This window comes from Roseateles depolymerans (assembly GCF_003387155.1).
GTDB classification, from domain to species: Bacteria; Pseudomonadota; Gammaproteobacteria; order Burkholderiales; family Burkholderiaceae_C; genus Roseateles; species Roseateles depolymerans.
This window is the reverse complement of the sequence record NZ_QUMT01000002.1, coordinates 324067-348093: the sequence shown is the minus strand read 5'-3', so window position 1 is coordinate 348093 and position 24027 is coordinate 324067. Positions and strand designations below refer to the sequence as shown.

At 65.5% G+C, this 24027-nt stretch carries 22 protein-coding genes; 14 read left to right on the top strand and 8 right to left on the bottom strand.

The features are described 5' to 3' along the window. Positions 1-174: 174 nt before the first annotated feature. Together rpmB and rpmG are read left to right on the top strand one after the other, a co-directional pair. Complete coding sequence (rpmB, locus tag DES44_RS09545) at positions 175-408, top strand: 50S ribosomal protein L28 (protein WP_058934742.1); 234 nt, start codon at positions 175-177, stop codon at positions 406-408. Positions 409-427: 19 nt separating this feature from the next. Further along, the gene (gene rpmG / locus DES44_RS09540; protein ID WP_058934741.1) at positions 428-598 is read left to right on the top strand and encodes a 50S ribosomal protein L33; all 171 of its coding nucleotides are present in this window, start codon (positions 428-430) and stop codon (positions 596-598) included. Between the two features lie 111 nt (positions 599-709). On the opposite strand, the gene DES44_RS09535 is transcribed toward rpmG, so the two are convergent. Together DES44_RS09535 and acs are read right to left on the bottom strand one after the other, a co-directional pair. Beyond that, positions 710-1231, bottom strand: coding sequence for a DUF3016 domain-containing protein (locus tag DES44_RS09535; protein ID WP_058934740.1), 522 nt, complete (start codon positions 1229-1231; stop codon positions 710-712). Positions 1232-1346: 115 nt separating this feature from the next. Continuing rightward, entirely contained in the window at positions 1347-3305 is a 1959-nt protein-coding gene (gene acs, locus DES44_RS09530) for an acetate--CoA ligase (RefSeq protein WP_058934739.1), read from the bottom strand. Positions 3306-3529: 224 nt separating this feature from the next. Here acs and DES44_RS09525 point away from each other — a divergent pair, with 224 nt between their 5' ends. After that, positions 3530-4156 (top strand): TIGR00645 family protein, encoded by a 627-nt coding sequence (locus DES44_RS09525; protein WP_058934738.1) that lies wholly within the window; start codon positions 3530-3532, stop codon positions 4154-4156. Between the two features lie 76 nt (positions 4157-4232). Here the strand turns inward: DES44_RS09525 and nhaA are convergent, their stop codons facing one another. After that, positions 4233-5411, bottom strand: a complete 1179-nt coding sequence (gene nhaA, locus DES44_RS09520; protein WP_058934737.1) for a Na+/H+ antiporter NhaA — start codon at positions 5409-5411, stop codon at positions 4233-4235. A 161-nt stretch (positions 5412-5572) separates the two neighbouring features. On the opposite strand from nhaA, the gene DES44_RS09515 reads away from it, so the two are divergent. From DES44_RS09515 to DES44_RS09490, 6 genes are all read left to right on the top strand, one after another. Beyond that, complete coding sequence (locus tag DES44_RS09515; RefSeq protein ID WP_058934736.1) at positions 5573-5833, top strand: hypothetical protein; 261 nt, start codon at positions 5573-5575, stop codon at positions 5831-5833. 1 nt (position 5834) lies between these two features. Next, the gene (locus tag DES44_RS09510; protein WP_058934735.1) at positions 5835-6281 is read left to right on the top strand and encodes a DUF4265 domain-containing protein; all 447 of its coding nucleotides are present in this window, start codon (positions 5835-5837) and stop codon (positions 6279-6281) included. Between the two features lie 16 nt (positions 6282-6297). Then, positions 6298-6501 carry a hypothetical protein gene (locus DES44_RS09505; protein WP_058934734.1) on the top strand — a complete coding sequence of 68 codons (204 nt, stop codon included), beginning with the start codon at positions 6298-6300 and terminating at the stop codon, positions 6499-6501. Between the two features lie 61 nt (positions 6502-6562). Beyond that, positions 6563-7132 carry a hypothetical protein gene (locus tag DES44_RS09500; protein WP_058934733.1) on the top strand — a complete coding sequence of 190 codons (570 nt, stop codon included), beginning with the start codon at positions 6563-6565 and terminating at the stop codon, positions 7130-7132. Positions 7133-7203: 71 nt separating this feature from the next. Continuing rightward, positions 7204-8745 (top strand): fumarate hydratase, encoded by a 1542-nt coding sequence (locus DES44_RS09495; protein ID WP_058934732.1) that lies wholly within the window; start codon positions 7204-7206, stop codon positions 8743-8745. 291 nt (positions 8746-9036) lie between these two features. Then, positions 9037-9621, top strand: a complete 585-nt coding sequence (locus DES44_RS09490) for a protein tyrosine phosphatase family protein (RefSeq protein ID WP_083525507.1) — start codon at positions 9037-9039, stop codon at positions 9619-9621. Between the two features lie 638 nt (positions 9622-10259). Here DES44_RS09490 and DES44_RS24610 read toward each other — a convergent pair. Continuing rightward, complete coding sequence (locus DES44_RS24610) at positions 10260-10700, bottom strand: STY0301 family protein (protein WP_147307033.1); 441 nt, start codon at positions 10698-10700, stop codon at positions 10260-10262. 251 nt (positions 10701-10951) lie between these two features. Here DES44_RS24610 and DES44_RS09480 point away from each other — a divergent pair, with 251 nt between their 5' ends. After that, a complete protein-coding gene (locus tag DES44_RS09480) occupies positions 10952-13534 on the top strand; it encodes a PKD domain-containing protein (protein WP_170156638.1) in 2583 nt (860 codons plus the stop codon). 39 nt (positions 13535-13573) lie between these two features. Here the strand turns inward: DES44_RS09480 and DES44_RS09475 are convergent, their stop codons facing one another. Together DES44_RS09475 and DES44_RS09470 are read right to left on the bottom strand one after the other, a co-directional pair. Then, the gene (locus tag DES44_RS09475) at positions 13574-14884 is read right to left on the bottom strand and encodes a mechanosensitive ion channel family protein (protein ID WP_058934729.1); all 1311 of its coding nucleotides are present in this window, start codon (positions 14882-14884) and stop codon (positions 13574-13576) included. Positions 14885-14891: 7 nt separating this feature from the next. After that, the gene (locus tag DES44_RS09470) at positions 14892-15845 is read right to left on the bottom strand and encodes a histone deacetylase family protein (RefSeq protein ID WP_083525505.1); all 954 of its coding nucleotides are present in this window, start codon (positions 15843-15845) and stop codon (positions 14892-14894) included. A gap of 90 nt (positions 15846-15935) precedes the next feature. Between DES44_RS09470 and DES44_RS09465 the strand changes: the two genes are divergently transcribed. The 4 genes from DES44_RS09465 to mltB all read left to right on the top strand — a co-directional run bounded on the left by DES44_RS09465 (position 15936) and on the right by mltB (position 21349). Then, positions 15936-16874 (top strand): AAA family ATPase, encoded by a 939-nt coding sequence (locus DES44_RS09465; RefSeq protein WP_058937347.1) that lies wholly within the window; start codon positions 15936-15938, stop codon positions 16872-16874. Positions 16875-16932: 58 nt separating this feature from the next. Continuing rightward, positions 16933-17994, top strand: a complete 1062-nt coding sequence (locus DES44_RS09460; protein ID WP_083526025.1) for a DUF58 domain-containing protein — start codon at positions 16933-16935, stop codon at positions 17992-17994. Next, the gene (locus DES44_RS09455; RefSeq protein WP_058934726.1) at positions 17991-20042 is read left to right on the top strand and encodes a transglutaminase TgpA family protein; all 2052 of its coding nucleotides are present in this window, start codon (positions 17991-17993) and stop codon (positions 20040-20042) included. Before DES44_RS09460 ends, DES44_RS09455 begins: the two co-directional genes overlap by 4 nt. 155 nt (positions 20043-20197) lie before the next feature. Further along, complete coding sequence (gene mltB, locus DES44_RS09450) at positions 20198-21349, top strand: lytic murein transglycosylase B (RefSeq protein WP_058934725.1); 1152 nt, start codon at positions 20198-20200, stop codon at positions 21347-21349. Here mltB and DES44_RS09445 read toward each other — a convergent pair. Both DES44_RS09445 and DES44_RS09440 read right to left on the bottom strand, forming a co-directional pair. Further along, the gene (locus DES44_RS09445) at positions 21334-21945 is read right to left on the bottom strand and encodes a class I SAM-dependent methyltransferase (protein WP_198164938.1); all 612 of its coding nucleotides are present in this window, start codon (positions 21943-21945) and stop codon (positions 21334-21336) included. The two genes, mltB and DES44_RS09445, sit on opposite strands and share 16 nt — an antisense overlap. 150 nt (positions 21946-22095) lie before the next feature. After that, complete coding sequence (locus tag DES44_RS09440; RefSeq protein WP_058934724.1) at positions 22096-23988, bottom strand: M48 family metallopeptidase; 1893 nt, start codon at positions 23986-23988, stop codon at positions 22096-22098. Positions 23989-24027: the final 39 nt, after the last annotated feature.

Sequence of the window (24027 nt, the reverse complement as noted above, 5' to 3'; positions counted from 1 at the left end):
GCCCTACCGCTTTGTGCTACACTCCGCGTTTTCCCAAATCGACCTCCTGTGAAGGGCTTCGATGCGGGAAGGGTTACCGCCACCCTTTTTCATGGCGAGGTGAGGCCGCCGTTTCCTGGATCCCTTGGGTTTCCAAGTCAACGGTCGCTGTATGACAAGTATCGGAGTGTCCTCATGGCACGCGTCTGCGAAGTCACGGGCAAGAAGCCCATGGTCGGGAACAACGTTTCCCACGCCAACAACAAAACCAAGCGCCGGTTCCTCCCGAACCTGCAATACCGTCGTTTCTGGGTCGAAAGCGAAAACCGCTGGGTCCGTCTGCGCATCAGCAATGCTGGCCTGCGTCTGATCGACAAGAACGGCATCGACGCCGTGCTGGCCGACCTGCGTGCTCGCGGTCAAGCCTAATCACTGAAGGAGCGACACCATGGCATCCAAAGGCGGACGCGAAAAGATCAAGCTGGAATCCACTGCCGGCACCGGTCATTTCTACACCACCAACAAGAACAAGAAGACCACGCCCGAAAAGCTGGAATTCATGAAGTTCGACCCCAAGGCACGCAAGCACGTGCTGTACAAGGAAACCAAGCTGAAGTAATTCAGCCCGGTTCCTCAAAAAAAACCCGCCACTGGCGGGTTTTTTTATGGGCCCGCCGATCGAGGGTGGGTTGTTGTTGCTGTTGTGGTTGGCGCCAGAGTTTGCGCCAGATCAAGGCCCGGTGCGCGCCAACCGGTCCTTGTGCAGCAGCTCCTTGGCCATCCAGTCATCCAGCAGCTTCTTTTCGTAGCGGAACGGCTCGCTGTCGAAGTAGCGGTTGGTGGAGTTCTGGTAGTTCAGGTCATTGATGGTGGCCTTGCCCTGCTCCAGCACCTTGCCGTTCTCGCTGAGGGTGTAGGTGAACTCCAGGCGGGGAATGGTCACCGTCCGCAGCACACGAATCCGGTTGGCCGCCACGCGGGGCTCCAGCTCGCCGGCCAGGTCGATGTCGGTGAACTCGATCTTGAGCTGCTTGCCGGCCAGCTCACGATCGGCCTGCCGCTTGATGTGCTCCTCGAGCTGCTTCATGGCGTTCTGCCGGTCCCAGTGGGTCTCGCCCAGGTCGGAGAACTTGTCGGGATCCTTGAAGCTCACCTCAGCCTGCGCATGCGCGGACGTCGCCAGCGCCAGGAACGAAGCGGACACCACACCCAGCACACGCAGGGAAGACAGGACGGTTGAGAGTCGGCGCATGACGTGCTCCAGAAGTGGAAGATGCACACCGATTATGAGCACGCTCCCGCAGGGACCGCCAGCCGGCAGGGCCTTCCCCCTGCCGACAGGCGGATCATCCCTCGCACGCGCGAGATCAGTAAGCCTGACCCAGTTGCTCCAGGATGGCCGGGTTCTCCAGCGTGGAGGTGTCCTGCGTGACCGTCTCGCCCTTGGCCACCGAGCGCAGCAGCCGCCGCATGATCTTGCCGCTGCGGGTCTTGGGCAGGTTGTCGCCAAAGCGGATGTCCTTGGGCTTGGCGATCGGGCCGATCTCCTTGGCCACCCAGTCGCGCAGTTGCTTGGCGATGGCCTTGGCCTCGTCCCCGGTGGGGCGCGGACGCTTGAGCACCACGAAGGCGCAGATCGCCTCGCCGGTGGTGTCGTCCGGACGACCCACCACCGCCGCCTCCGCCACCAGCTCGGTGCAGCTGACCAGCGCCGACTCGATCTCCATCGTGCCCATGCGGTGCCCGGACACGTTCAGCACATCGTCGATCCGGCCGGTGATGGTGAAGTAGCCGGTCTTCTCGTCCCGGATGGCGCCGTCGCCGGCCAGGTAGTAGCCCTTGAGCTCCGGCGGGTAGTAGCTCTTCTTGAAGCGCTCGGGGTCGCCGTAGATGGTGCGGATCATCGACGGCCACGGCTTCTTCACCACCAGGATGCCGCCCTGCCCGTTCGGCACGTCATGACCGGTCTCGTCCACGATGGCCGCGGCAATGCCGGGGAACGGCAGCGTGCAGGAGCCCGGCACCAGCGGCGTAGCCCCCGGCAGCGGCGTGATCATGTGGCCGCCGGTCTCCGTCTGCCAGAAGGTGTCCACGATCGGGCAGCGGCCGCCGCCCACATGCTGGTGGTACCACTCCCACGCGGCAGGATTGATGGGCTCGCCCACCGAGCCCAGGATGCGCAGCGAGCTCAGGTCGTAATGCTTGGGATGCACCGCGTCATGGGTCTCCGCCGCCTTGATCAAGGACCGGATGGCGGTGGGCGCGGTGTAGAAGATGGTGACCTTGTGCTTCTGGATCATCTGCCAGAAGCGACCGGCGTCCGGATAGGTCGGGATCCCTTCGAACACCACCTCGGTCCCGCCCAGAGCCAGCGGGCCATAGGTGATGTAGGTGTGGCCCGTCACCCAGCCGATGTCGGCAGTACACCAGAAGATGTCACTATCCTTCAGGTCGAAGGTCCACTTGGTGGTGAGCGCCGCATGTAGCAGATACCCGCCGGTGCTGTGCTGCACGCCCTTGGGCTTGCCGGTGGAGCCCGAGGTGTAGAGCAGGAAGAGCGGATGTTCCGCTTCCACCCATTCCGGCTCGCAGGTGGTGGGCTGGTCGGCCAGGGCCTCATGCAGCCACTGGTCGCGTCCGTCCACCCAGCCGACCTTCCCGCCGGTGCGGCGGTAGACGATCACCTGACGGATGGTCGGGCAGCTGTTGTCGGCCAGGGCTTCGTCCACGATGCTCTTGAGCGGCAACGACTTGCCACCGCGAGCCTGTTCATCGGCCGTCAGCACCAGCACGGCGCCGGCGTCCTGCACGCGGTCGCGCAGCGACTGGGCGGAGAAGCCCCCGAACACCACCGAATGCGTCGCGCCGATGCGGGCGCAGGCCTGCATGGCCACCACGCCTTCGACCGACATCGGCATGTAGATGACCACCCGGTCGCCCTTGTTCACGCCCCGAGCGCGCAGCGCATTTGCCAGCTGGCAGGTTTTGGCCAGCAGCTCCGAGTAGGTGACGCGGGTGACGTTGCCGTCATCCGCTTCGAAGATCAGCGCCACGCGGTCGCCGCGGCCGGCCTCGACATGGCGGTCCAGGCAGTTGTAGCTGGCATTGAGCCGGCCGTCTTCGAACCATTTGAAGAACGGCGCCTGGCTGTCGTTGAGCACCTGGGTGAAGGGCTGCTTCCAGGTCAGCAGTTCACGGGCGAGCCGGGCCCAGTAGCCGGTGTAGTCCGATTCAGCTTCCTTGCACAGCGCCTCATAGGCCGCCATGCCCGATACGTGCGCACCCTCTACTGCGGATGCCGGGGGGGTGTAGATCTTGTCGCTCATGCCTTTGTCTCCGTGAAGGCGGGATCGTGATGCGGAAGCGTCGGGATTCAACAATCCTTGTCGGCGCGACTTTGCGGTTTCACACTGACGATCGCCTTACTCTACCGAAGGCCGGGGCTCACTAAAATCGCCGGCGACAGTGCTTCGCACACCTGTGGATACGTGGACGTCCCACACGTCTCATCCGTCCCCTCTCTCATCTTTCATCTTTCAGCAAGCCACCCATGTCCGACCAACAACCCGACCGAGCGCCGCGGCCCACCTCCAACTTGGGGTTTTTCCCAGCTGTGATGTTCCACAGCCGCTGGCTGCAGCTGCCGTTGTACCTGGGCCTCATCGTCGCCCAGGGCGTGTACGTGGTGCAGTTCTGGAGCGAGCTGATCCATCTGGTGGAAGCCGCCTTCGGCAACACCGATGCACTGCGGCTGCTGGTCAAGAGCGTCGGCTACAAGGCCGAGCTGCTGAACGAGGGAGGCCCGCTCAAGCTCAACGAGACCATCGTGATGCTGGCCGTCCTGGGCCTGATCGACGTGGTGATGATCTCCAACCTGCTCATCATGGTGATCGTGGGCGGTTACGAGACCTTTGTGTCGCGCCTCAAGCTGGAGGGCCATCCAGACCAGCCGGAGTGGCTGGACCACGTGAATGCCTCGGTGCTGAAGGTCAAGCTGGCCACCGCCATCATCGGCATCTCGTCCATCCACCTGCTCAAGACCTTCATCAATGCCAACAACATTGAAGAGAAGGTGCTGATCTGGCAGACGGTCATCCACGTGGCCTTCCTGTTCTCCGCGCTGGCCATCGCGGCCACGGACCGGCTGCTGTCCGGCAGTTCCTCTCACAAGCACTGAGCGACCGCCTGACAGGGTCGGTGGCGGGTAACACCGGCCCCGGCCCTGGCCCCTTCTTGCGCGGTGCGCCCTTCGCTCAGCGGCGCCTCAACAGAATCAGCGTGCCCAGCACGCCGGACAACACCGAGCCGCCGATCACGCCCAGCTTCACCCGCGTCTCATAGTCGGCGGACAGCCCCTCGAAGGCCAGCCCGCCGATGAACAGGCTCATGGTGAAGCCAATGCCACACAGCACGCAGACGCCGAAGAGCTGAGCCCAGTCCGAGCCGCCAGGCCGGCTGGCCCAGCCCAGGCGGATCATCAGCCAGGCGGTGCCGAACACGCCGACCGCCTTGCCCAGCAGCAGCCCCACGGCAATGCCCAGGGACACGGGATGCAGCAGGTCCGCCACCGACAGCCCCCGCAGGGACACCCCCGCATTGGCAAATGCGAACATGGGCAGGATCAGGAAGGCCACCCACGGGTGCAGCCCGTGTTCCAGTTGCTCGGCGGGGGACTGCCCCTCCTCCCCCTGCGCAGGAATGAACAGCGCCGTTGCGACACCCGCCAGGGTGGCATGCACCCCGGACTTCAGCACACACAGCCACAGCACCAGCCCGACCGCGATGTACAGGTCGACCCGCTTCACACCGCTGCGATGGAGCAGCCCCAGCACCAGCAGGCAGACCGCTGCCGCCGCCAGCATGGTCAGGGACAGCTGGCTGGTGTAGAACAGGGCGATCACGACGATGGCGCCCAGGTCGTCCATGATCGCCACCGCCGTGAGGAAGATCTTGAGCGATGCAGGCACCCTCGGCCCCAGCAGCATCACGATGCCGATGGCAAAGGCGATGTCGGTGGCCGCGGGAATGGCCCAGCCGTTCAGGGCCGTCGGGTCCTGCCGGTTGAACGCGGCATAGATCAGGGCGGGCACAACCATGCCGCCCAGCGCCGCCACCGCCGGGAGCACCGCCTGCGACCGCTGGGCCAGCTCGCCGCTGACGAACTCGCGTTTGATCTCCAGACCCACCAAAAAGAAGAACACCGCCATCCACAGGTCATTGACCCAGACGATGAGCGGCTTGGCCAGCACCAGCGCCCCGTCGCCGATGCGGATCTCGCCCGGCACCTGGGTGAAGGCGGTGTAGAGCGGCGCCCAGGCGGAATTGCTGAAGATCAGCGCGGCCACGGCGGCCACCGCGAGCACGATGCCCCCGGAGGATTCGCTGGCGAAGAACCGGTGAAGGCCGGAGGTCAGGCGCGGCAAGGTCTGCATGGGGGTGGGCATCCTGGAGGTCGTGTCGCTGGCAACAGGCTAACACCCTGCGCGTGAAGCGGGGAGAACCCGAAGGCATCAATCCGCCTCGAGAGGGATGTCCGCTGCAAACTGAACTGCTAGCATCCCCGCCGCTTACCACCACAAAAGAGGGAGTTGTGATGCGAATCGCCGTTGCCATCGCCATGCCGATGCTGATCCTGTCTGCCTGCGCCACCAACGAACCGGCCAAGACCGACACCAATCCGCCTGTCGCCCAGACCCGCCAATGCGAACGCGGAGAGAGCCAGACCGGCTCCATGCTGGCCAAGCGGGTCTGCGGCCCGGCGCCGACGGAAGAAGAGCGCCGCCGCCTGGCCGAAGAAGCGGCCCGCATGGCCCGTCCCACCTCGGGCGGCCGGGCCACGGGTGGCGGCAACTGAGATGAGCGCGGCATTCAAGGTGCTCTGGCACCTTGAGCAAGACGAGGACGAGTGGCCGCCCTACCCGGTCGAGTCGATCTGGTGCAGCGAAGTGGCAACTGGCCATTTCAAGCTGCTCAACGTGCCTTACTTCGCCCACGGCGTGGCCTGGGGCGATGTGGTCACGGTGACGGAAAAGGATGACGGCCGCTGGTTTGCAGCGGTGGTCGTCCGCTCAGGGTATTCGACCGTCCACGCGTTCTGTGCCGACCCCGCGACGCAGGAAAAGCTGCGAGCCTGGGCGGAGCAGCTGCAATGTGTGGTGGAAACCGCCTATGGCGGGAAGTACTGGGCGATTGGCATTCCGCCGGAGGTCCCGATTGCGCAGTGGCAGGGGTTTCTGACGTCGCTGGAGGCGGATGGTCTGGAATATGACGTCGCCTGGAGCGCCGGCGCGCTCGCGGGATGACGCGGGGAGTGAACAAATGGCCATCAGACTGATCGTCAGTGAATACAACATCCTTTGGGCTGCCCTGAAGCACTATCGGCAGCATCTGGAGCACGTCGCTGCAACCACCGCGGATGAAGACCAGCAACTGAACGCCGATGAAGATCTGATGAAGATGGACTATATGGCCCAAAGCATCCAGGCATGCGCGAAGGAAGATTGGGGCCTGGAGCTTCGGTAACCAGGAAGGCGCCCAGCAATAGGGCCTTAGTTTCCAGTGGAGCCTGCAGCGCGAAGCCATCATGGACCCAACGAATTCGGTGTTGATCATCCTGGGACTGCCGCTGGGCCTTTTCGCCAGCGTCGCCTTGGCCGCGCGGCGCATGTCTTGGATGAGAGCCCACCGCAAGATCTTCACCCATTCAAAGAAAAGCATAGGGCTCTATCTAGCCTTCTCCGGCCTCGTCCTTCTGGTGGCCTACTTTCCCATCGTCACCGCGCTCCTTGACCTCCAGCATCGGGGCCCCCTGGTCCCGGCGGAGTATCACGAGCTGCTGCTGATTTCCATCGTGGGCTGCGCATTCGCTGCCTGGGGAAGCCTGCCGCCGTTCTTCGAATACGCCACCATCGAGGAAAGGCGCATCCACTGGCATCCCGCGCTCGGCTTGCGGCGCACAGTGAATATCGACGACGTGCTGGATGCAACGTTGGCCAAAGGCCCGAATTCGATGGGTGTTGCCCTTAAAACCTCGAAGTCATCCCACTACTTGAAAGCATCTTTGGAACCCGAATTCTGGACCACGCTCCTCAAGCTGCGTCCGGCGTTTCCATTCAGTCCGGCGGTCAGGAAGGCGCTCCAAATCGCTCCCTGACCCGAACCCGCGTCAGCAAGCCGTCCACGAGCTAGCGATAATGCGTGCTTGGTTCACCGAGACAAGCTGCCATGACCACCACGATCCGCTACGCCGACCTCGTCGAAAGCGTCGCCGCCGCCCTGCAGTACATCAGCTACTACCACCCGGCCGATTACATCCAGCATCTGGCCCGCGCCTACGAGCGTGAGCAGAGCGCCGCCGCGAAGGACGCCATCGCGCAGATCCTGACCAACTCCAAGATGTGCGCGGAAGGCCGTCGCCCCATCTGCCAGGACACCGGCATCGTCAACGTCTTCCTGAAGATCGGCATGGACGTGCGCTTCGCCGATTTCCCGGGTTCGATCGACGACGCGGTCAATGAAGGCGTGCGCCGGGCCTACAACCACCCGGACAACAAGCTGCGCGCCTCGGTGCTCTCCGATCCCCTTTTCGAACGCAAGAACACCAAGGACAACACGCCTGCCGTGATTTCCATGAGCCTGGTCCCGGGCAACACCGTCGACGTGATGGTGGCCGCCAAGGGCGGTGGCTCGGAGAACAAGAGCAAGTTCGTCATGATGAACCCCAGCGACAACCTGGTCGACTGGGTGCTCAAGACGGTGCCGACCATGGGCGCCGGCTGGTGCCCGCCCGGCATGCTGGGCCTGGGTGTCGGTGGCACCGCCGAGAAGGCGATGCTCATGGCCAAGGAATCGTTGATGGAAGACATCGACATGTATGAGCTGCTGGCCCGCGGCCCCCAGAATAAGCTGGAGGAACTGCGGATCGAGCTCTACGAGAAGGTCAACGCCCTGGGCATCGGCGCCCAGGGCCTGGGCGGCCTGACCACGGTGCTGGACGTCAAGATCAAGACCTACCCGACCCATGCGGCCTCCAAGCCGGTGGCGATGATCCCCAACTGCGCCGCCACCCGCCATGCTCACTTCGTGCTGGACGGCAGCGGCCCTGCCTACATCGACCCGCCGAGCCTGGACCTGTGGCCCGATGTCGAATGGGCGCCGGACTACAACAAGAGCAAGCGCGTCGACCTGAATACGCTGACCAAGGAAGAAGTGGCCAGCTGGAAGCCGGGAGACACGCTGCTGCTCAACGGCAAGATGCTCACCGGCCGTGATGCGGCGCACAAGCGCATCCAGGACATGCTGGCCAAGGGCGAATCGCTGCCGGTGGACTTCACCAACCGCGTCATCTATTACGTGGGCCCGGTGGATCCGGTGCGTGACGAAGTGGTGGGCCCGGCCGGCCCGACCACCGCCACCCGCATGGACAAGTTCACCGACATGATGCTGGAGCAGACCGGCCTCATCGCCATGATCGGCAAGGCCGAGCGCGGCCCGGTGGCCATCGAGTCGATCCGCAACCACAAGAGCGCCTACCTGATGGCGGTGGGCGGCTCGGCCTATCTGGTCTCCAAGGCCATCAAGGCTGCCAAGGTCGTGGGCTTCGAGGACCTGGGCATGGAAGCCATCTACGAATTTGATGTGGTGGACATGCCGGTAACCGTGGCCGTGGACGCCGGCGGCACCAGCGCCCACATCACCGGCCCGGCCGAGTGGAAAGAGCGCATTGCCTCCGGCAAGGCAGTGACGATTCCGGTGACGGCACTCTGAGCCTTCTGCGCCGGGTGAGCGCCAAGGCGTGAACCCGGGCTCAGCGCAAACGCCAAAACGGCCTGACGTCGGTGATGAACCGGGGTCAGGCCAAGCTCTCCTCCAATCGCCGCGCCGTCTTCATCGCAAGCGGACCGGGGTCCCAAATGCGTGCGCTACGCTTTGCGAGCCATGGAAGTAGCGCGAAACGATACCGGACCGGTCAATGCGCGCGACTCTTCTTGATGCTCGCTCCAGGTTCGACGTCTCAGCGTCTAATGGGTGAATCCATTCACTCATTGCGCCGCCGGGATGACCACTCAACGAGCCCTGCCAACCTGGATCTCCCCCAGGAGAGCATTTCTGTACAGCCTGCTATTGGCGACGACCGCTGTTCTTGCCATTGCCGCATGGTCGCGGCACCTGGACGCTCAATCTCTGGCGCGCATAGCACCCCGTCCCCTATCGCCTTCCATCGACGTCACGACCCAACTTCATACCGAAGATCTGGCTGCGGTTGGCAGGCGATATTCCGTGGTCGTCGATCTCCGCCCGGACGGTGAGGCGGCCGGGCAACCGTCGTCACAGGAGATGGCGTCAGTGGCCCACCGGAACGGGCTTAAATTCAATTACGTCCCGGTTCCTCATGGCGAAATACCTGAGGAAGCGGTGACCCGGCTGCGGCGTGTGCTTGACGCTCCGCATGGCGATGTTTTGCTGTATTGCCGTAGCGGAAAGCGTGCTGCACGCACCTGGGCCTTGGCCGAAGCTTCACGCCTCAACGGCATGTCGGCGACCGACATCATTGCTGCGGTTCACGCGGCGGGCCAAGATGCTGAGGATCTGCGTGGGCGCATCCAGGCCGCTGTGGATGGCCGTCAACAGGTGCAGCCATGACCCCAATGACGTCTGAAGTTACCACCGGACAGGCCCTCCACTCCGCCGCGGCCCAACCAGCGTCTTTGGCCGGACGTTGGGTGTTGATCGTCCTGTGCTCGATGTTGGGACTGGTCAGCGGCGCGGTCGTTGGCGTCATAGTCGGCGTCTTTACGGGACTCATCCCGTTTTCATGCTGACGCGCAGTGGAATGAATTCAATGAAACGGATTCTCATACTTCTGCCGATTGCATGGGCGCTGGCGTCGCTGCCGATACATGCGCAGTCCAAATGTCTAACCATCACCTACGTTCTGGAAGGGCAGGTGCTCGACCGATCCGGTCAACCGGCTGTTGGCGCGCGGGTACGGGCGACCTGGATACAGTCGCATCAGGCTGCGGGGCCAGTCATGGCCGCCGCCGATCGCTTCGGACGGTATCGCTTGGAAGTTCCGTTCACGCCCGACGACGACCTGCCAATGAGCGGGCCGGCCTGCCTGCAGTCATTGGGTGACGTCAGCGTCATGGCCTATCGAGGTCGCCTTCGTTCGGCGACGATTCGTGTGGTGGCGACGAAGCCAAGTCAGCGCCTGCCGGTTCTCACGATCAAGAAGCAGCCGGGATTCAGGGCCGGTCGACACGTCGAGAGAACCGCTGCGGCTAGTGGCACTCGGCACTCTGCAACTCGAACGCCCCGCCTTTCTGCTTGCGGCTGACCGCCGTGCAGGTGGAGTACCCCTCCAAAGATCGAGTCAGGACCACACTGGTGAAGGAATAGCCACAGATGACCAAAGCCCCGGGCGTCTTGGGCACCGACCAAACCCACCGCTCCGTGACCGTGCCCTTCGCATCCGTCTGCGTCTTCACATCGTCGTCAATGGCGCCCGCCCGCTTTTCCAATGGACCTTCATTGATGCGAAAGGCATCCAGCACGTGTTTCGCTGGCTCCTGTGTCGCGACGAAACCGGCAGGCGTTTCCTGCGCCTGCTGGAGCGTTGCTGGCAATAGCGGGGGACAGGTAAACGGCTCGACGCCTGCAAAGGCTGATGCACTGCCGAGCAGCGCGATCAGGCTTCCAAGGGACAAAACAATGGACGGCATGGGCATTGACCACAGGATCGGGGCGCAAGAGGGGTGACGAGTTTGCCAAAGAACCCAGAGTGCTGACTGGTGGTTTGGCTGGGGAAAGGAGATCGGCCCATCGCTGGCCCTCCATTCAAGGGATCAAAGCTCGAGCGGGCTCGAACAGGCCCAACACTTCGTTAACATTCCCGACACAGCCACGCCGCGTGCACTGCCCTCATCCGGGCGCCACTCCAAGAATTCTCGCGGCGGACCAGGGAGGACTTTTCGTGAATCGATTTATTTCGCGCTGGCGAGTCATCGCCGGCTCCGCCGTGCTCGCGCTGCTGACTGCCTGCGGGGGCGGAGGAGGCGACTCGCCTGAGTCACCTACGCCCACCTCAGGCCAGAAACCGCCTGCTGGCTCGACACCGCTGAGTGGCTGGAAAGTCGAAGCCAGTGTGCCGACCGATCCGTTCGCTTCCCAACGCATCTCGCTCAAGGCCAGTGGCGTCGGCACGGCTGACCGCATCGTGTGGGACTTCGGCGACGGAACCTCGCAAACGGATTACGTCGGAGAAGGCTCCGTCACCCACAACTATGCCAAGACCGGCGAGTTTGTGGTGACGGCCACCCTGACGGGTCGAGCCGGCGACCAGCAGGTCGTAACGACCAAAGTCACCGTCTTGCCGAACGCGGGTGAATTGCAGATTTCGCAGTCGGTGGATCCGAAGATCCCACTGCTCCCTGGCGCGCGGGTGCGTTTCGCCGCTTCGGGCGTCGTTCCCTACTCGTCGGACCCTCGGTACATCAATCCCATCACGGCGCCAGCGGGCATGACCTATCGGTGGACCTTCAGCGACGGCGCCACAGGCGACACGGCCGCCATGGTCCGAAGCTTCGACACCGCAGGCCGCTATGACGTTGAACTGACCGGCACCGATCGGTATGGCCGCAAGATCAGCGCCAAGCGCACATTGGTCGTGTCCTCGGTGGCCGTACCGACGATGCTACAGACCAACCTGGCTGGGCCAGGCTCGATCAACTACGGGCCCCTCTCCCTTTTGGGGGGCGGTCGTACTGCCATCGTGCGAGACAAAGCCGGCAATACATTCATCCTTGATGCGAGAAATCAGGTCATCCGCAAAGTCACACCGACCGGCATCTGGTCAGACTTTGTGGGCGCCAGCGGCATCGAAGGACTGGTCGATGGCACCGGTCCCGAGGCGCGGCTGAGCAGCTTCAGCACGCCAATGGCCATTGCTGCCGACGACACGATCTATTTCTACGATAAGGGTGCCCTGCGCTCGGTCACTCCCAAGGGGGAGGTCACTACCTTCGACCCCCTCGTGCTGGTCGGTGGGGATGAGAACGCGGCCAAAAAATTGAATCTGGGCGCCACCGGCATGGCGGTCGGCCCGGACGGCTCGATCTACATCACGACATCACGCCAACTGATGCGCGTGAAGGAGGGCCGCCTTAGCGTGGTGGCCGGATCGGATGATGGGTCGCCGGCATGGGTCGACGGCACCGCTAGCTCGGCGCGTTTTGGCGAGCTCAGTGGTGTGACGGTCCGAGCGAACGGCGAGGTGTTGGTCGCCGACAGGTGCTTTGGTGTGCGCCGCATTGGCACCGACGGGCAGGTGTCCGGCGTGGCCCAGTTCCAGTATTTCTCAGGGTCTCCGGTGACCCCGGCTGGCGGCTGTGCCAATCTCGCCGACATGGCCATGACCATGGCTGCCGACGGCAGCGTTCTGGTGTTGGGGCAAGGCTTGCTTCGCGTGATCGACAAGGACAACGCAGTGCGCACCGTGGCCATCAACGTCTATGGCAGCACCATCGTTTCGGTCGATGCGACAACCGCCTGGACCACGGGGGATTGGCGGCCCACGGTGGATTGGATTCGGCTGGACTACGGCACTTCCAATGTGCAATTTGGCCGCTCAGCCGACACCAATGAGGCCGTCGTACCTTTTGCGAACAGTCGCACGGGGGGTGTGGCGCCAGGATTCGGTATTGCAATGGACGAGAACGACAATGTCGTGTTCGCCAGCAAAGGAACCATCTACCGCTACTACGTCTCCTCGCACGATTCTTCCGCCATCGTGGTGAGCCAGCCCGGCGTGATGGCGGACGGGCCATCGGGGGACGCAATCATCAGCGGCGCCTCCCACATCGTCACTGACGCCGCCGGCAACATCTATTTCAGTGACGGCAACGACTCTGCGTTGCGACGTCGTGATGCGTCCACTGGATACATCCGCACGCTGGCCGGTTCGTCCTCGCGAGGCACCGCAGACGGCATCGGCGGCGCGGCAAAGTTCAATCAGATTACGAGGCTGGTCGTGACTCCCGGAGGTACGGCCTTTTTGATCGACGACTTTTCGCGCCTTGTGCGGGTGTCCCCGACGGGCGAGGCAACGACGGTTCTGAACTTCCCGGATCGTGCCTCGGTGGAACTTGGCATGACGCCCGCCGGGCAGTTGCTGATCGCGCGCGCCAACCGCATACACCGGCTAGAGCCAGACAACTCGCTCACGGTGCTGGGCGGCACGACCGACCAGAGTGCAGCCCGCGAAAGCCGACTGTATTGGCCTGCCCCCAACATCGTGGTCTCGCCCGACGGCAAGATCTATGTCCTGGACGAAGAGTACACAAGTTCTGAAAACCGCCGGACGTTGCGACGACTCGAATCATCGGGCCAGTTCACCGACATCGCGCAGGACAGTCCGATGGCGAAAAATCTGTTTGCGGACCGGGACGCTCTGGAGCTCCCCTTCTCGTTCAGGCTTGCGACCTTCCGCCGCGACGGGAAACTCATGGTCTTCGCCGGCCAGCCGCATTCGTGGTGGCTGCTGGACGGTCTGCGTTAAACAGTTAAAGAATCGCCCGGCCTAAGCGGCCGGGCTTCCTTACGTCCCCGCCGCCACCGTCCTCACCACCCGCTGCGGATACGGAATCTCGATATTCAGCCGGTTGAGCAAGCGCAGGATCGCCAGGTTCACCTCGGACTTCACCCCGCCCTGCCCGTTGTGCGGGTCCGAGATCCAGAACGAGCAGGTCAGCTCCAGCCCATCCGCCGCGAAGGCGCTCAGGTTCACGCTCGGCCCCGGGTCGCTGAGCACGCGCCGCACCTGGCGGATCTCTTCGATCAGTTGCGGGAACAGCGCATCCAGGTCGGTCCCATAGGCCACCTGCACCACCGTGCTCACCAGCACCTGCGGGTCGGCCAGGGACAGGTTCTCCACCCGATTGGTGATCAGCGTCTCATTCGGCACGATGGCCTCACGCCCGCCCAGCGCCCGGATGACGGTGTAGCGGGTCTTGATGTCGCTGATGCGGCCTTCGAAGTTGTCGATCTTGACCATGTCCCCGATTCGCAGCGAACGCTCCGCCAGGATCATGAAGCCCGACACATAGTTGGCCGCGATCTTCTGCAGACCAAAACCCAGGCCCACGCCCACCGCCCCGCCCAGCCAGGACAAGGCGCTCAGATCAAGCCCGAACGTCTTGAGCCCCACCAAGGCCCCGGTCACCAGCAGCAGCGTGCGGGTGATGTTCACCGCGATCTTGCGCATCGACAGGTCGGCCACCTTGCCACGCAGAAAACGCGACTCCACCCCGGACGACAGCCACAGCACCAGGATCATCACCAGGCCCACCGACAGCACGTCGCCCAGCACATCCGCCAGGCTCGGCACGCGCGTGCCCTGCTTCATGAAACGCACCGGAATGTGGTCCAGCCAGTCCACCAGCACCGGCAGCAGCCCGACGATCCACAGGATGGAGCCAATCCACGCCACCCAGGACACACTGCGCTCGAGCAGCCGCGTGCCCAGGGAATCCGGGAAGGCCGCGCGCAGCACCCGGGCCACGAAGCGGATCACCACCAGCGACATCAGCACCGGAATCACCAGCCGCAGCAGCGCCACCGGCTGACCCAGCAGCGGCATCAGCCCTCGGGCCGCAAAGGCCAGCAGCAGCGCCAGCACCGGGAACAGCAGGCCGTCGAACACCCGCCGGCCCAGCAGCACCGATTGCGGCCCTTTGGCCGCCGGGAATCGCCGGCTGAAGCCGTGCACGATCAGCCAGGAAACGGCCAGGCAGGCCAACAGCAGACCCACTTCGATCAGCGCCGTGGGCTGGGTCAGCTGGGTGATCAGGGCCTTGAGCTCGGCCAGGTTCAGGGAATCGGTCAGGGAAAACAAGGTCGGGTCAGTCATCAAGCCATCAAAGTCCTGCCAGCGCGCGCAGATGCACGCCGACGCTCCGCCCCAGGGCGCTCAGGTGGTAGCCGCCCTCCAGGCAGGACACAATGCGGCCCTTGGCATGGCGCCTGGCCACGTCCATGATCCGCAGCGTGATCCATTCATAGTCCGCCTCCACCAGGCCCAGCTGCGCCAGGTCGTCTTCACGGTGGGCGTCAAAACCAGCCGAGATGAACACCATCTGGGGCTTGAAGCGCTCCAGGGCCGGCATCCACAAGGCCTCGATCATCTCCCGCACTTCCGGCCCCCGCGTATACGGCGGCACCGGCACATTCAACATGTTGGGCCCCAGCGGCTCGCCCCCGCTATAGGGGTAGAGCGGGTCCTGGAAGATGCTGACCATCAGCACCCGGTCGTCATTGGCCAGGATGTCTTCCGTGCCGTTGCCGTGGTGCACATCGAAGTCCACCACCGCCACCCGGTCCAGGCCCCGCACGTCCAGCGCATGACGCGCCGCCACCGCCACGTTGTTGAAGAAGCAAAAGCCCATGGCCTGCTCGCGGGTGGCATGGTGGCCGGGCGGGCGCACCGCGCAGAAGGCGTTCTCGGCCTGGCCGTCCAGCACCAGGTCGGTGGCCCGGACCGCCGCGCCCGCTGCGCGCAAGGCGGCCGCCCAAGTGTGACCATTGGCAAAAGTGTCGGGGTCCAGCGCCCGGGGCGCGACCGGGGTGCCGCCTGCGGCTTCCCGCTCCAGCCCTTCCAGCAGGGCCTGCATTTCCGCGACGTAGCGGGCGGAATGGGCGCGACCGAGACAGGCCAGATCGACCTTGGGCGCGTCGTGACGGTCCAGGGCGACGTCCATGCCGTGGGCGATCAGCCAGTCTTCGATGGCGTCCAGCCGCTGCGGGCATTCCGGGTGGCCGCCGCCCATCTCATGACGGTGGCAGTCCTGATGGGTGAGGTACGCGGTAGACATCTGTGTGAAACACTCCCAAGGACACGCCGGACCTGCTCTGAATGCCCAGCGATTTTGCGCTATGGTGCGCCGATGGACTCCGAAGCCACCATGACGCTCACGTCTCAACCACTGGCCGACCTGCGTCGGCAGATTAGCACGATCATCAAGGGGAAACAGACGCAGACGGAGGACTGTCTGGCCTGTCTGCTGGCAGGCGGCCATCTGCTGATCGAGGACTTGCCCGGCGTGGGCAAGACCACCCTGGCCCATGTGCTGTCGATCTCCCTGGGGCTGCGTTTTTCCCGGGTGCAGTTCACCACCGACCTGATGCCGGCCGACCTGCTGGGCGTCAGCGTCTACAACCCGGCCGCCGCGGCCACCGGGGCGCAAGCCTTCCAGTTCCATCCGGGTCCGGTCTTCAGCCAGGTGTTGCTGGCCGACGAGATCAATCGCGCCGGTCCCAAGACCCAGAGCGCGCTGCTGGAGGCGATGGAGGAATTCCAGGTCAGCGTGGACGGGGTGACCCATCCCCTGCCCCGCCCTTTCTTCGTGATCGCGACCCAGAACCCCAGCGAGCAGCTCGGCACGCATCCACTGCCCGAGTCCCAGTTGGACCGGTTCCTGATGTGCATCAGCCTGGGCTACCCCGACCGCCATTCCGAACGGGAGATGCTCATGGGCGAGGACAGCCGCGAGCAACTGCGCCAGCTCAAGCCGGTGATGACGCCGGAGCAGCTCCAGGTGTTGCAGCGCCAGGTGTTGCAGGTGCATGTGGCGCCTTCGCTGCTGGACTACCTGCAGGCCCTGCTGGAAGCCACCCGCTCCGGGGAATGGTTCCAGGAAGGCCTGAGCCCCCGGGCGGGCCTGGCGCTGCTGCGGGCAGCACGGGCCAAGGCGCTGCTCAGCGGCCGCGACTATGTCTCTCCCGACGACCTGCAGGCCATCCTGCCCCAAACCATCGCCCACCGACTGCGTCCACGCGGCGGCAGTGCGCGGGGCGCGCGTGAACAGGTCCGGGCGATGATGGCCGCGGTGCCGCTGCCGTGAGGCCGCGACCGCGCTCGCTGCGTTCGCTTTTTTCGCCGCTCTTGCCGGTATGCCGTCCATGCTCCAACGTCTGAAGCTGGGTCTGACTCGTGACGCAGGGGGTGCCCCGCGCACCCGCTGGCGCTGGCCCTGGCAGGACCGCTGGGACCGCTGGTGGGAGGCGCGCCATCCGCGCAGCGACACCACCTCGCTCACCCAGCGCAACCTCTACATCCTGCCCAGCCGGCCGGGCGTGGCCTTCTGCGCCACCTTGCTGCTGTTGCTGCTGGCTTCCATCAACGACCAGCTCAGCCTCGGCTACCTGCTCACCTTCCTGCTGGCCGGCGCCGGGCTGGCCTCGATGCACAGCACCCATAACAACCTGCGGGGTCTCAAGCTGGATCTCAAGCAGCCGGCCGCTGCCTATGCGGGCCAGCCCTTGCTGCTGGACGTGCGCCTGCACAACACCGGCAAGGCCCGGTGGGGCGTCGGCATGCGGCTGCCGGAGGGCCGCTTCAGCGACATCGCCTTCACCGACGTCCCGGCCCAGGGCCATGCGCAGCTGCATCTGCAGGTGAGTTTTCCCACGCGCGGACGGCATCTGCTGCCGGTGCTGCGCATCGAGTCACGATTCCCGCTGGGGCTGTTCGGCGCCTGGAGCCTGTGGCGCCCAGCGGCGGTGGCCTGGGTCTATCCGGCCCCGGAGATCGATGCGCCGCAGGCCGGCCAGAGCGAAGAAGCGCTGCCCCAAGGCCAGGGCCAGCCGGGCCTGGGGGAAGACCCCGGGCTGCGTCCCTACCGCCACGGCGATTCCCCGCGTCAGATCCTCTGGAAGAAATCCGCCATGGCCCTGGCCCAGCCGCAACCCCCATCGGGCGGCATCAACAGCGGCGCCGCCCCACTGCTGGTGCGCGAGCGCCTGGGCAGCCGCGCCAGCGAGCAATGGCTGGACCTGGAACAGACGCGCGGCCTGCCGTTCGAGGCCCGGCTGTCGCGGCTGGCCGCCTGGATCCAGCGGGCCGAGGAAGCGGGCCTGCCGTATGGTCTGCGCCTGGGCTCGCTGACCCTCGACCCCGATCTCGGGCCGGATCACTTCCGGGTCTGCATGGAAGCCCTGACGCTGCAAAAGGACCGGTCATGAGCGCCGTGCTGTCGCCTTCAGGCGCTCGCTCCCGCCTGCGCAGCCCGTTGCCGCGGGAAGCGCGGGACACGCTGTTCCTGCTGGCCATCATCGCGGCCACGCTGGTGCCGCATGTGGGCCATCTGCCGTGGTGGTGCTCGGCGGTCACGGCCATTGTGCTGGCCTGGCGCGCCCGCCTGGCCTGGCGCAGCGGCGCCCTGCCCGGCCGCTGGACGCTCGTGGGGGCGCTGTTGGTGATCATGGTGCTCACCTGGACCACCCACCGCACCCTGCTCGGCCGTGAGGCCGGCATCACCATGCTGGCCATGCTGATGGGCCTGAAGACCCTGGAGCTGCGAGCGCGACGGGATGCCTTCGTGGTGTTCTTCCTCGGCTTCTTCCTGGTGCTGACGCAGTTCCTGTATTCCCAGTCGCTGCTGACGGCGGTGTGGACGCTGCTGTGCGTCTGGGGCCTGCTGTCGGCGTTGGTGCTGGCCCAGATGCCGCAAGGGGTGCCCAGCCTCAAGCTGGCGGCACGCATCGCCGCGCGCAACACCGCCTTCGGACTGCCGGTGATGCTGCTGCTGTTCATGCTGTTTCCCCGGCTGCCGCCACTGTGGGGGCTGCCCAAGGATGCAGGCGCCCGCACGGGCCTGTCCGACACCATGGAATTCGGCTCGTTTGCCGACGTAGCGCTGGACGACAGCATTGCGATGCGTCTGCGGTTCAACGGCGCCCAACCGCCGCAGAGCCAGCTGTATTTCCGGGCGCAGGTGCTCTCGCGTTTCGACGGTCGCACCTGGATGGTCCCTCGTGGGTACTGGAGCGTCACGGCCGACGACGTCCGGCTGACCGGGCCCGTCTACCGCTTCCAGGTGACCATGGAGGCGCTGCGGGTGACGGTGCTGCCGATGCTCGAGTTCAGTCCGCCGCCGCCGGGCGATGGACTGCGGGTCAGCGACATGCTCCTCGTGCGCGGCTCCCAGGCCCAATGGATCGCACCACGACCGGTGACCGAGCGACTGCGACTGGAGTACGAGGCCTGGCCGCAAGCCCGGTGGGGGGCGAAGCAGTCCAAAGCCGAGGTGGCGCAGGACCTGCAACTGCCCGCGGGCCTGAATCCGCGCGCCATCGCGCTGGGGGCGGCGCTGCGGGAGCGGTATGAGTCGAAGGACGACGCCGACCGCGCCGCCGCCATCAGCGCCGACCTGCTGCGACAGATCCGCAGCAATGGCTACACCTACACCTTGTCCCCCGGCGTCTACGGCGAGTTCACACCACACGCCATCGACGAATTCTGGTTCGACCGCAAGCTGGGCTTCTGCGAGCATTTCAGCGCGGCGTATGTGGTGCTGATGCGCGCCGCCGGCGTGCCCACCCGCGTGGTCACCGGCTTCCAGGGGTCCGATCTGGAGCCGCAGGACGGGGACATGGTGGTGCGCATGGCCATGGCGCACGCCTGGGCGGAGTACTGGACGCCCCGCGACGGCTGGGTCCGGGTCGACCCGACGGCGGCGGTAGCACCCGATCGCGTACAAGGCCGGCGGCTGCAGCGCCCCCCGGGTGCCATCGCCGGCGTGTTCGACACCGTGAGCCCGGGATCGCTGCAACGCATGCGCCGGGCCTGGGAATCGCTGAACAACGCCTGGCAGCAGCGGGTGCTGAGCTTTTCCACCGGCGAGCAGATGAACCTGCTCAAGCAATTGGGCTTTGAAGACCCGGACTGGTCACTGCTGGTGCAACTGGCAGGCATGGCCTTCGCGGCGGTGGCTGTCGGGGGCGCGGGCATCGCGGCCTGGCAGCGACGGCCGCATGACCCATGGTCGCGCCAGCGCGCCAGAATCCGCCGTGCGCTGGACGGACTGGGCCTGACCACCACCGACCAGGACACGCCTCGTCAATGGGCCCAGCAACTGCAAAGTCGTCATGGCGACCGCGCTCAGGCGCTGGTGGACGCCCTGCGGGAACTGGAGGCTCAGCGCTACCGCCAGGATCAGGCCGTGGGCACGTCACAATGGCAGAAGCGTTTCCTGGACGCCTGCGAGGCCTTGAGGCGGCAACGGCCTTGACGGGCTTCCCGGCTGTCCATGAGCGCCCACGACCACCGATGACGACCGCCCGTGACGACCGCGCCTGAGGCCCCTCCCCGTGGCCGATCCTCAGGACCGGCCGGCACGATCGACCGACACGAACGACCCCCACGACCGACTTTCTGGCAGTTTGCATGACCCTTCGACGTCGTACCCTTCTTGGCGCCTCCTGGGCCGCCGCACTCCCCTCGCTGGCCGCCCTGCCCCTGGTAGCCACCGCCGCGACGGCAGGCAAGAAAAAACCCCTGAAGCTCCGCCCGGCCGCTCAGGCTCCCGCCTTTGGCGAGCGGGCCGACCTGATGCAGTTTGCCGACCAGCAGGCTGCTGCCCTCGGCTACGACCCGCAAGCGCTGAAAACGCTGCTGGCGCAGGCGCGGGTGCAGGCGTCCGTGCAGCGGCTGATCCTGCCCGGTGCCCCCGGTCAGGCCAAGGACTGGGGCGCGTACCGCCAGCGCTTCATCGAACCGCAGCGACTGCAGGCGGGCCTGGGCTTCTGGGCCACCTACGAGGCCGACCTGGCCCGGGCCGAAGCCACCTACGGCGTGCCGGCGCAGATCATTGCCGCCATCATCGGCGTGGAGACCTTCTACGGACGCATCATGGGCGGCTACCGGGTGCTGGACGCGCTCACCACGCTGGCCTTTGACTATCCCTCGCCGCTGCCGCCGGGCGCCCGGGACCGCAGCGGCTACTTCCGGGAAGAACTGCGCCAGTTCCTGATCCTGGCCCGCGAAAACGGCCTGGACCCGCTGAGCATGAAAGGCTCGTATGCCGGTGCGATGGGCTGGGGCCAGTTCATGCCGGGCAGTTGGCGGCGTTTTGCGGTCGACTTCGACCGGGATGGCCACATCGACCTGATCGACAGTCCGGTGGACGCCATTGGCTCGGTGGCGCACTTCCTGCGCGAGCATGGCTGGAAGCCGGGGCTGCCCACCCATTACAGCGTGCAACCCCCGGTGGATACGGCGGCGCGGGCGCAACTGCTGGTCAGCGATGTGCTGCCGCAGCTGGACGTGAACCAATTCCTCGCGGCTGGCGCGGACCTCAGCCAGGAGGGCTTGAGCCATGTCGGGCCGCTGGCGCTGATCGAGCTGCAGATGGGCGGAGCGGCCCCGGTGTACGTGGCCGGCACGCAGAACTTCTATACCGTCACGCGCTACAACCAGAGCAGCTATTACGCGATGGCGGTGATCGAGTTTGCCTCGACGCTGGCGAGCTGGCGCAAGGCGGGGCAGTCCGGGGCGGCGTCCACCGCCGTCGGCCAGCCCGATCAGCAGGCCAGATAGAGCATCAGGCCACGCTTGAGCAGCACAGGCTCCACCCGCGCAAACCCGGCGCGCTGCAGCGCCTCGCGCTGTTCGTCGATGCTCATGTAGAGCTGGTCGTTCTTCATGCCACCGGGGCCGGAGAAGTGATCGCAGACGAGATACCGTCCACCGGGCGCGAGCAGACCTCGGACCTGTTCATGCAGCATGGGGGTGTAGCGCTTGTGCCGCAGCTCATGCACGGCCTGATGCGTCACGACATGGTCGAAGGGCCCCAGTCCCTCCACCCAGGCCGGTTCACGAAAGCTTCGCTCGACGAAGCGCACACGGGATTGCAGGGCACCCAGCCGCTCCGCCGCCAGCTGATGCATCGCGGCTGAAAAATCCAGCGCGGTGTACTGGATCTGCGGCAGGGCCTCCAGCAGATGCCGAGCCAGGAAGCCGGGGCCGGAGCCCAGTTCCAGCACCTGCTGGGCTTCCCCTTCATCGAGCACACGCGCGAACTCGGCGAAGAACTCGGTTCGCCAGGGACGTTTGAGCATCGCCTGTTGCGCCCATTCACGGGCGTCATCCATGCGGGTCAGATCAATCGGGCTGGGCACATCCTGGAGCAACATGGGCGTGCGAATCGAGTGGGCGACGTCTGACTCTACTCCGATTGCCGACCCTCAAAACCGAACTGGCGGGCGCAGTGCTGCTTCGTTGCCACATTGCAATGCGGCGGGGCCGGCGCCGCTGCGGCGTGACTGAGCCACGCCCTGCGCTGTTCAAAGCAGTCGTGCGCCCTCCTGCGCCTGAATGCGCTTGCACAGCGCCTTGTACGGTGCCACCTCCAGGCAGAAATGCCCGGCAACGGTCTCCCCGCCGTTGACCGCGGCCTGAAGCAGCTGACCTCCCTGGTTGCGCCAGCGGGTCCACCATCCAGGGCGCAGCACCACTACGAAGCTGCGGGCCTGCGGTGCGGCCGGCAAGACCCGCCGCGCCACCCAGGCCCCTGCCACGCGGGGCTTCAGTGTGCGCAGCATCTCCACCAACGCATCACGCTCGTCCGCGCTCAGCTCGGCGGGCGTCACCGCGCCTGCGGGCTCCAACGTGCTCAACTGGCGCTGACGTTCCGCCTCGAAGTTCTGCCGGTGCTGCCAACGGTCGGCGTACGCCTGGGCCCGCGGATCCTTGCGCTGGGACAGGAATTCGAAGGCGCGCTCGCAGGCGGGACGGATCGCTTCCTCATCCAGCGTCATCGCACGGTCCAGCAGGGCCAGGCCGGTTTCATCGTCCGCCTTGAGCCGGAGCATGCCTTCCAGGTACAGCCCAATGGCCAGGTCCGGATGGGCCTCATTGAAGGCCCGGGCCGCGGGAAGATGGTTGTCGTCCGGATGGAGCTGGACCGTCAGGCGCAGCACCTCATGTTCTTCCGTCACGGAGCGCTCATTCTGGGCCTGAAGGCTCTGCAGTCGGTGGCGCAGCTCCGTCCATTCCTGGAACTGCTCGCGCCAGCCCCGTGACACTTGGTCTTTCCACTGCGTCTGCAAGGTCTTGCGGACCGAAGGCAGGTGCTCGCGCAGCCAGCGCACCGCCGCCGATTCCGTCGTCAGGGGTGTGGGCGGCTCGTCCAGCTGATGATCGGGCACGCCCAGCGCCTTGAGCCGCTGACGCAGGCTGGGATGGGTGTCGGCCACGCCAGGGTCGCGTCCCAGCGCCTGGACCAGGTCCTGCCGGGCGCGGTCCCGTTGCAGCGGTTCCGCGGCAACGCGCGCCCAGCGGTCGGACAGGTCGTCCGGCGGCGCGGATTCGGTGCGCATGGTCTTGAAGGTGGCCTCCAGGAATCGGGCGTAGTCCCGTCCGCTCACATCCACCCGCTTGAGAGCCGACACGGCTGCCTCACGGCCCACCAGCGCCGCGGAGGCTGCATCGGCCTCGTATTCGTTGGCCCGGGCCAGCACGAAGGTGTAGGCATTGAAGTAAGGGGCATACCAGCGCAGCGGCTTGCGCAGCAGGCCGGCCAGCACGCCGGTCCACTGGTCCACGATGGCCTGGATGGTGGCCCAGGACAGCCGCAGCCGGTAGATGAAGGCGCCGAAGCGGCCATGGGATCCGGCCAGGTGGCCGTATTCATGCGCCACCACTGCCAGCGCTTCGGCCGGACTGGTGCTTTCCAGCAGCGGCAGGCCCAGCAGCAGGTAGTTGCGCGGAAAGCCAATGAGACCGAACAGCGGACGCTGCACCACCGCTGCGTTCATGTCGTCCACCAGCAGCACTTGATGGAAACGCGGGCCCTTCATGCGTCGGCGCATGTCCTCCAGCGCCGCGAAGAGATGCGGGGCTTGCTGGCGCGTGACCGGCAGCCCTTGAGGGGCCGGCAGCCGCACGAAAAGCGCCTGCAGCGAGGACTTCACCAGGAACCACAGCGGCAGGGCCAGAAGCACCAGCAGCTTGCCGAGCTTGAGCAAGACGATGAGCGCGCCGCCCCCGGTGGCCAACAGCGCCACCGCAATGCCCACCAGCACCAGCAGCCCGGCGCCGGCCACGCCCAGCATCAGGCCCAGCAGGCCAAATCCCAACAGGGCCAATAAGGCCACCTTGGCCTTGTAGCCCCAGGGGGACGTTTCACTCTCCCTCTCCAACCGAGCCACCATGGGCTCGAAGTCCGCCGTATTCATTCGTGTGGTCCTCGCATGCGCCGGCCGGGCCTGGCCGCA

What these genes read in the sequence shown, in the direction of transcription:
- DES44_RS09510 (WP_058934735.1), top strand. Translation starts at nt 5,835, where the DNA reads ATGAGCGCGGCATTCAAGGTGCTCTGGCACCTTGAGCAAGACGAGGAC.
- DES44_RS09500 (WP_058934733.1), top strand. Translation starts at nt 6,563, where the DNA reads ATGGACCCAACGAATTCGGTGTTGATCATCCTGGGACTGCCGCTGGGC.
- DES44_RS09465 (WP_058937347.1), top strand. Translation starts at nt 15,936, where the DNA reads ATGACGCTCACGTCTCAACCACTGGCCGACCTGCGTCGGCAGATTAGC.
- DES44_RS09470 (WP_083525505.1), bottom strand. Translation starts at nt 15,845, where the DNA reads ATGTCTACCGCGTACCTCACCCATCAGGACTGCCACCGTCATGAGATG.
- DES44_RS09445 (WP_198164938.1), bottom strand. Translation starts at nt 21,945, where the DNA reads ATGTTGCTCCAGGATGTGCCCAGCCCGATTGATCTGACCCGCATGGAT.
- DES44_RS09495 (WP_058934732.1), top strand. Translation starts at nt 7,204, where the DNA reads ATGACCACCACGATCCGCTACGCCGACCTCGTCGAAAGCGTCGCCGCC.
- DES44_RS09475 (WP_058934729.1), bottom strand. Translation starts at nt 14,884, where the DNA reads ATGACTGACCCGACCTTGTTTTCCCTGACCGATTCCCTGAACCTGGCC.
- DES44_RS09525 (WP_058934738.1), top strand. Translation starts at nt 3,530, where the DNA reads ATGTCCGACCAACAACCCGACCGAGCGCCGCGGCCCACCTCCAACTTG.
- DES44_RS09535 (WP_058934740.1), bottom strand. Translation starts at nt 1,231, where the DNA reads ATGCGCCGACTCTCAACCGTCCTGTCTTCCCTGCGTGTGCTGGGTGTG.
- DES44_RS09440 (WP_058934724.1), bottom strand. Translation starts at nt 23,988, where the DNA reads ATGAATACGGCGGACTTCGAGCCCATGGTGGCTCGGTTGGAGAGGGAG.
- rpmB (WP_058934742.1), top strand. Translation starts at nt 175, where the DNA reads ATGGCACGCGTCTGCGAAGTCACGGGCAAGAAGCCCATGGTCGGGAAC.
- acs (WP_058934739.1), bottom strand. Translation starts at nt 3,305, where the DNA reads ATGAGCGACAAGATCTACACCCCCCCGGCATCCGCAGTAGAGGGTGCG.
- mltB (WP_058934725.1), top strand. Translation starts at nt 20,198, where the DNA reads ATGACCCTTCGACGTCGTACCCTTCTTGGCGCCTCCTGGGCCGCCGCA.
- DES44_RS24610 (WP_147307033.1), bottom strand. Translation starts at nt 10,700, where the DNA reads ATGCCGTCCATTGTTTTGTCCCTTGGAAGCCTGATCGCGCTGCTCGGC.
- DES44_RS09455 (WP_058934726.1), top strand. Translation starts at nt 17,991, where the DNA reads ATGAGCGCCGTGCTGTCGCCTTCAGGCGCTCGCTCCCGCCTGCGCAGC.
- nhaA (WP_058934737.1), bottom strand. Translation starts at nt 5,411, where the DNA reads ATGCAGACCTTGCCGCGCCTGACCTCCGGCCTTCACCGGTTCTTCGCC.
- DES44_RS09490 (WP_083525507.1), top strand. Translation starts at nt 9,037, where the DNA reads ATGACCACTCAACGAGCCCTGCCAACCTGGATCTCCCCCAGGAGAGCA.
- DES44_RS09460 (WP_083526025.1), top strand. Translation starts at nt 16,933, where the DNA reads ATGCTCCAACGTCTGAAGCTGGGTCTGACTCGTGACGCAGGGGGTGCC.
- DES44_RS09505 (WP_058934734.1), top strand. Translation starts at nt 6,298, where the DNA reads ATGGCCATCAGACTGATCGTCAGTGAATACAACATCCTTTGGGCTGCC.
- DES44_RS09515 (WP_058934736.1), top strand. Translation starts at nt 5,573, where the DNA reads ATGCGAATCGCCGTTGCCATCGCCATGCCGATGCTGATCCTGTCTGCC.
- rpmG (WP_058934741.1), top strand. Translation starts at nt 428, where the DNA reads ATGGCATCCAAAGGCGGACGCGAAAAGATCAAGCTGGAATCCACTGCC.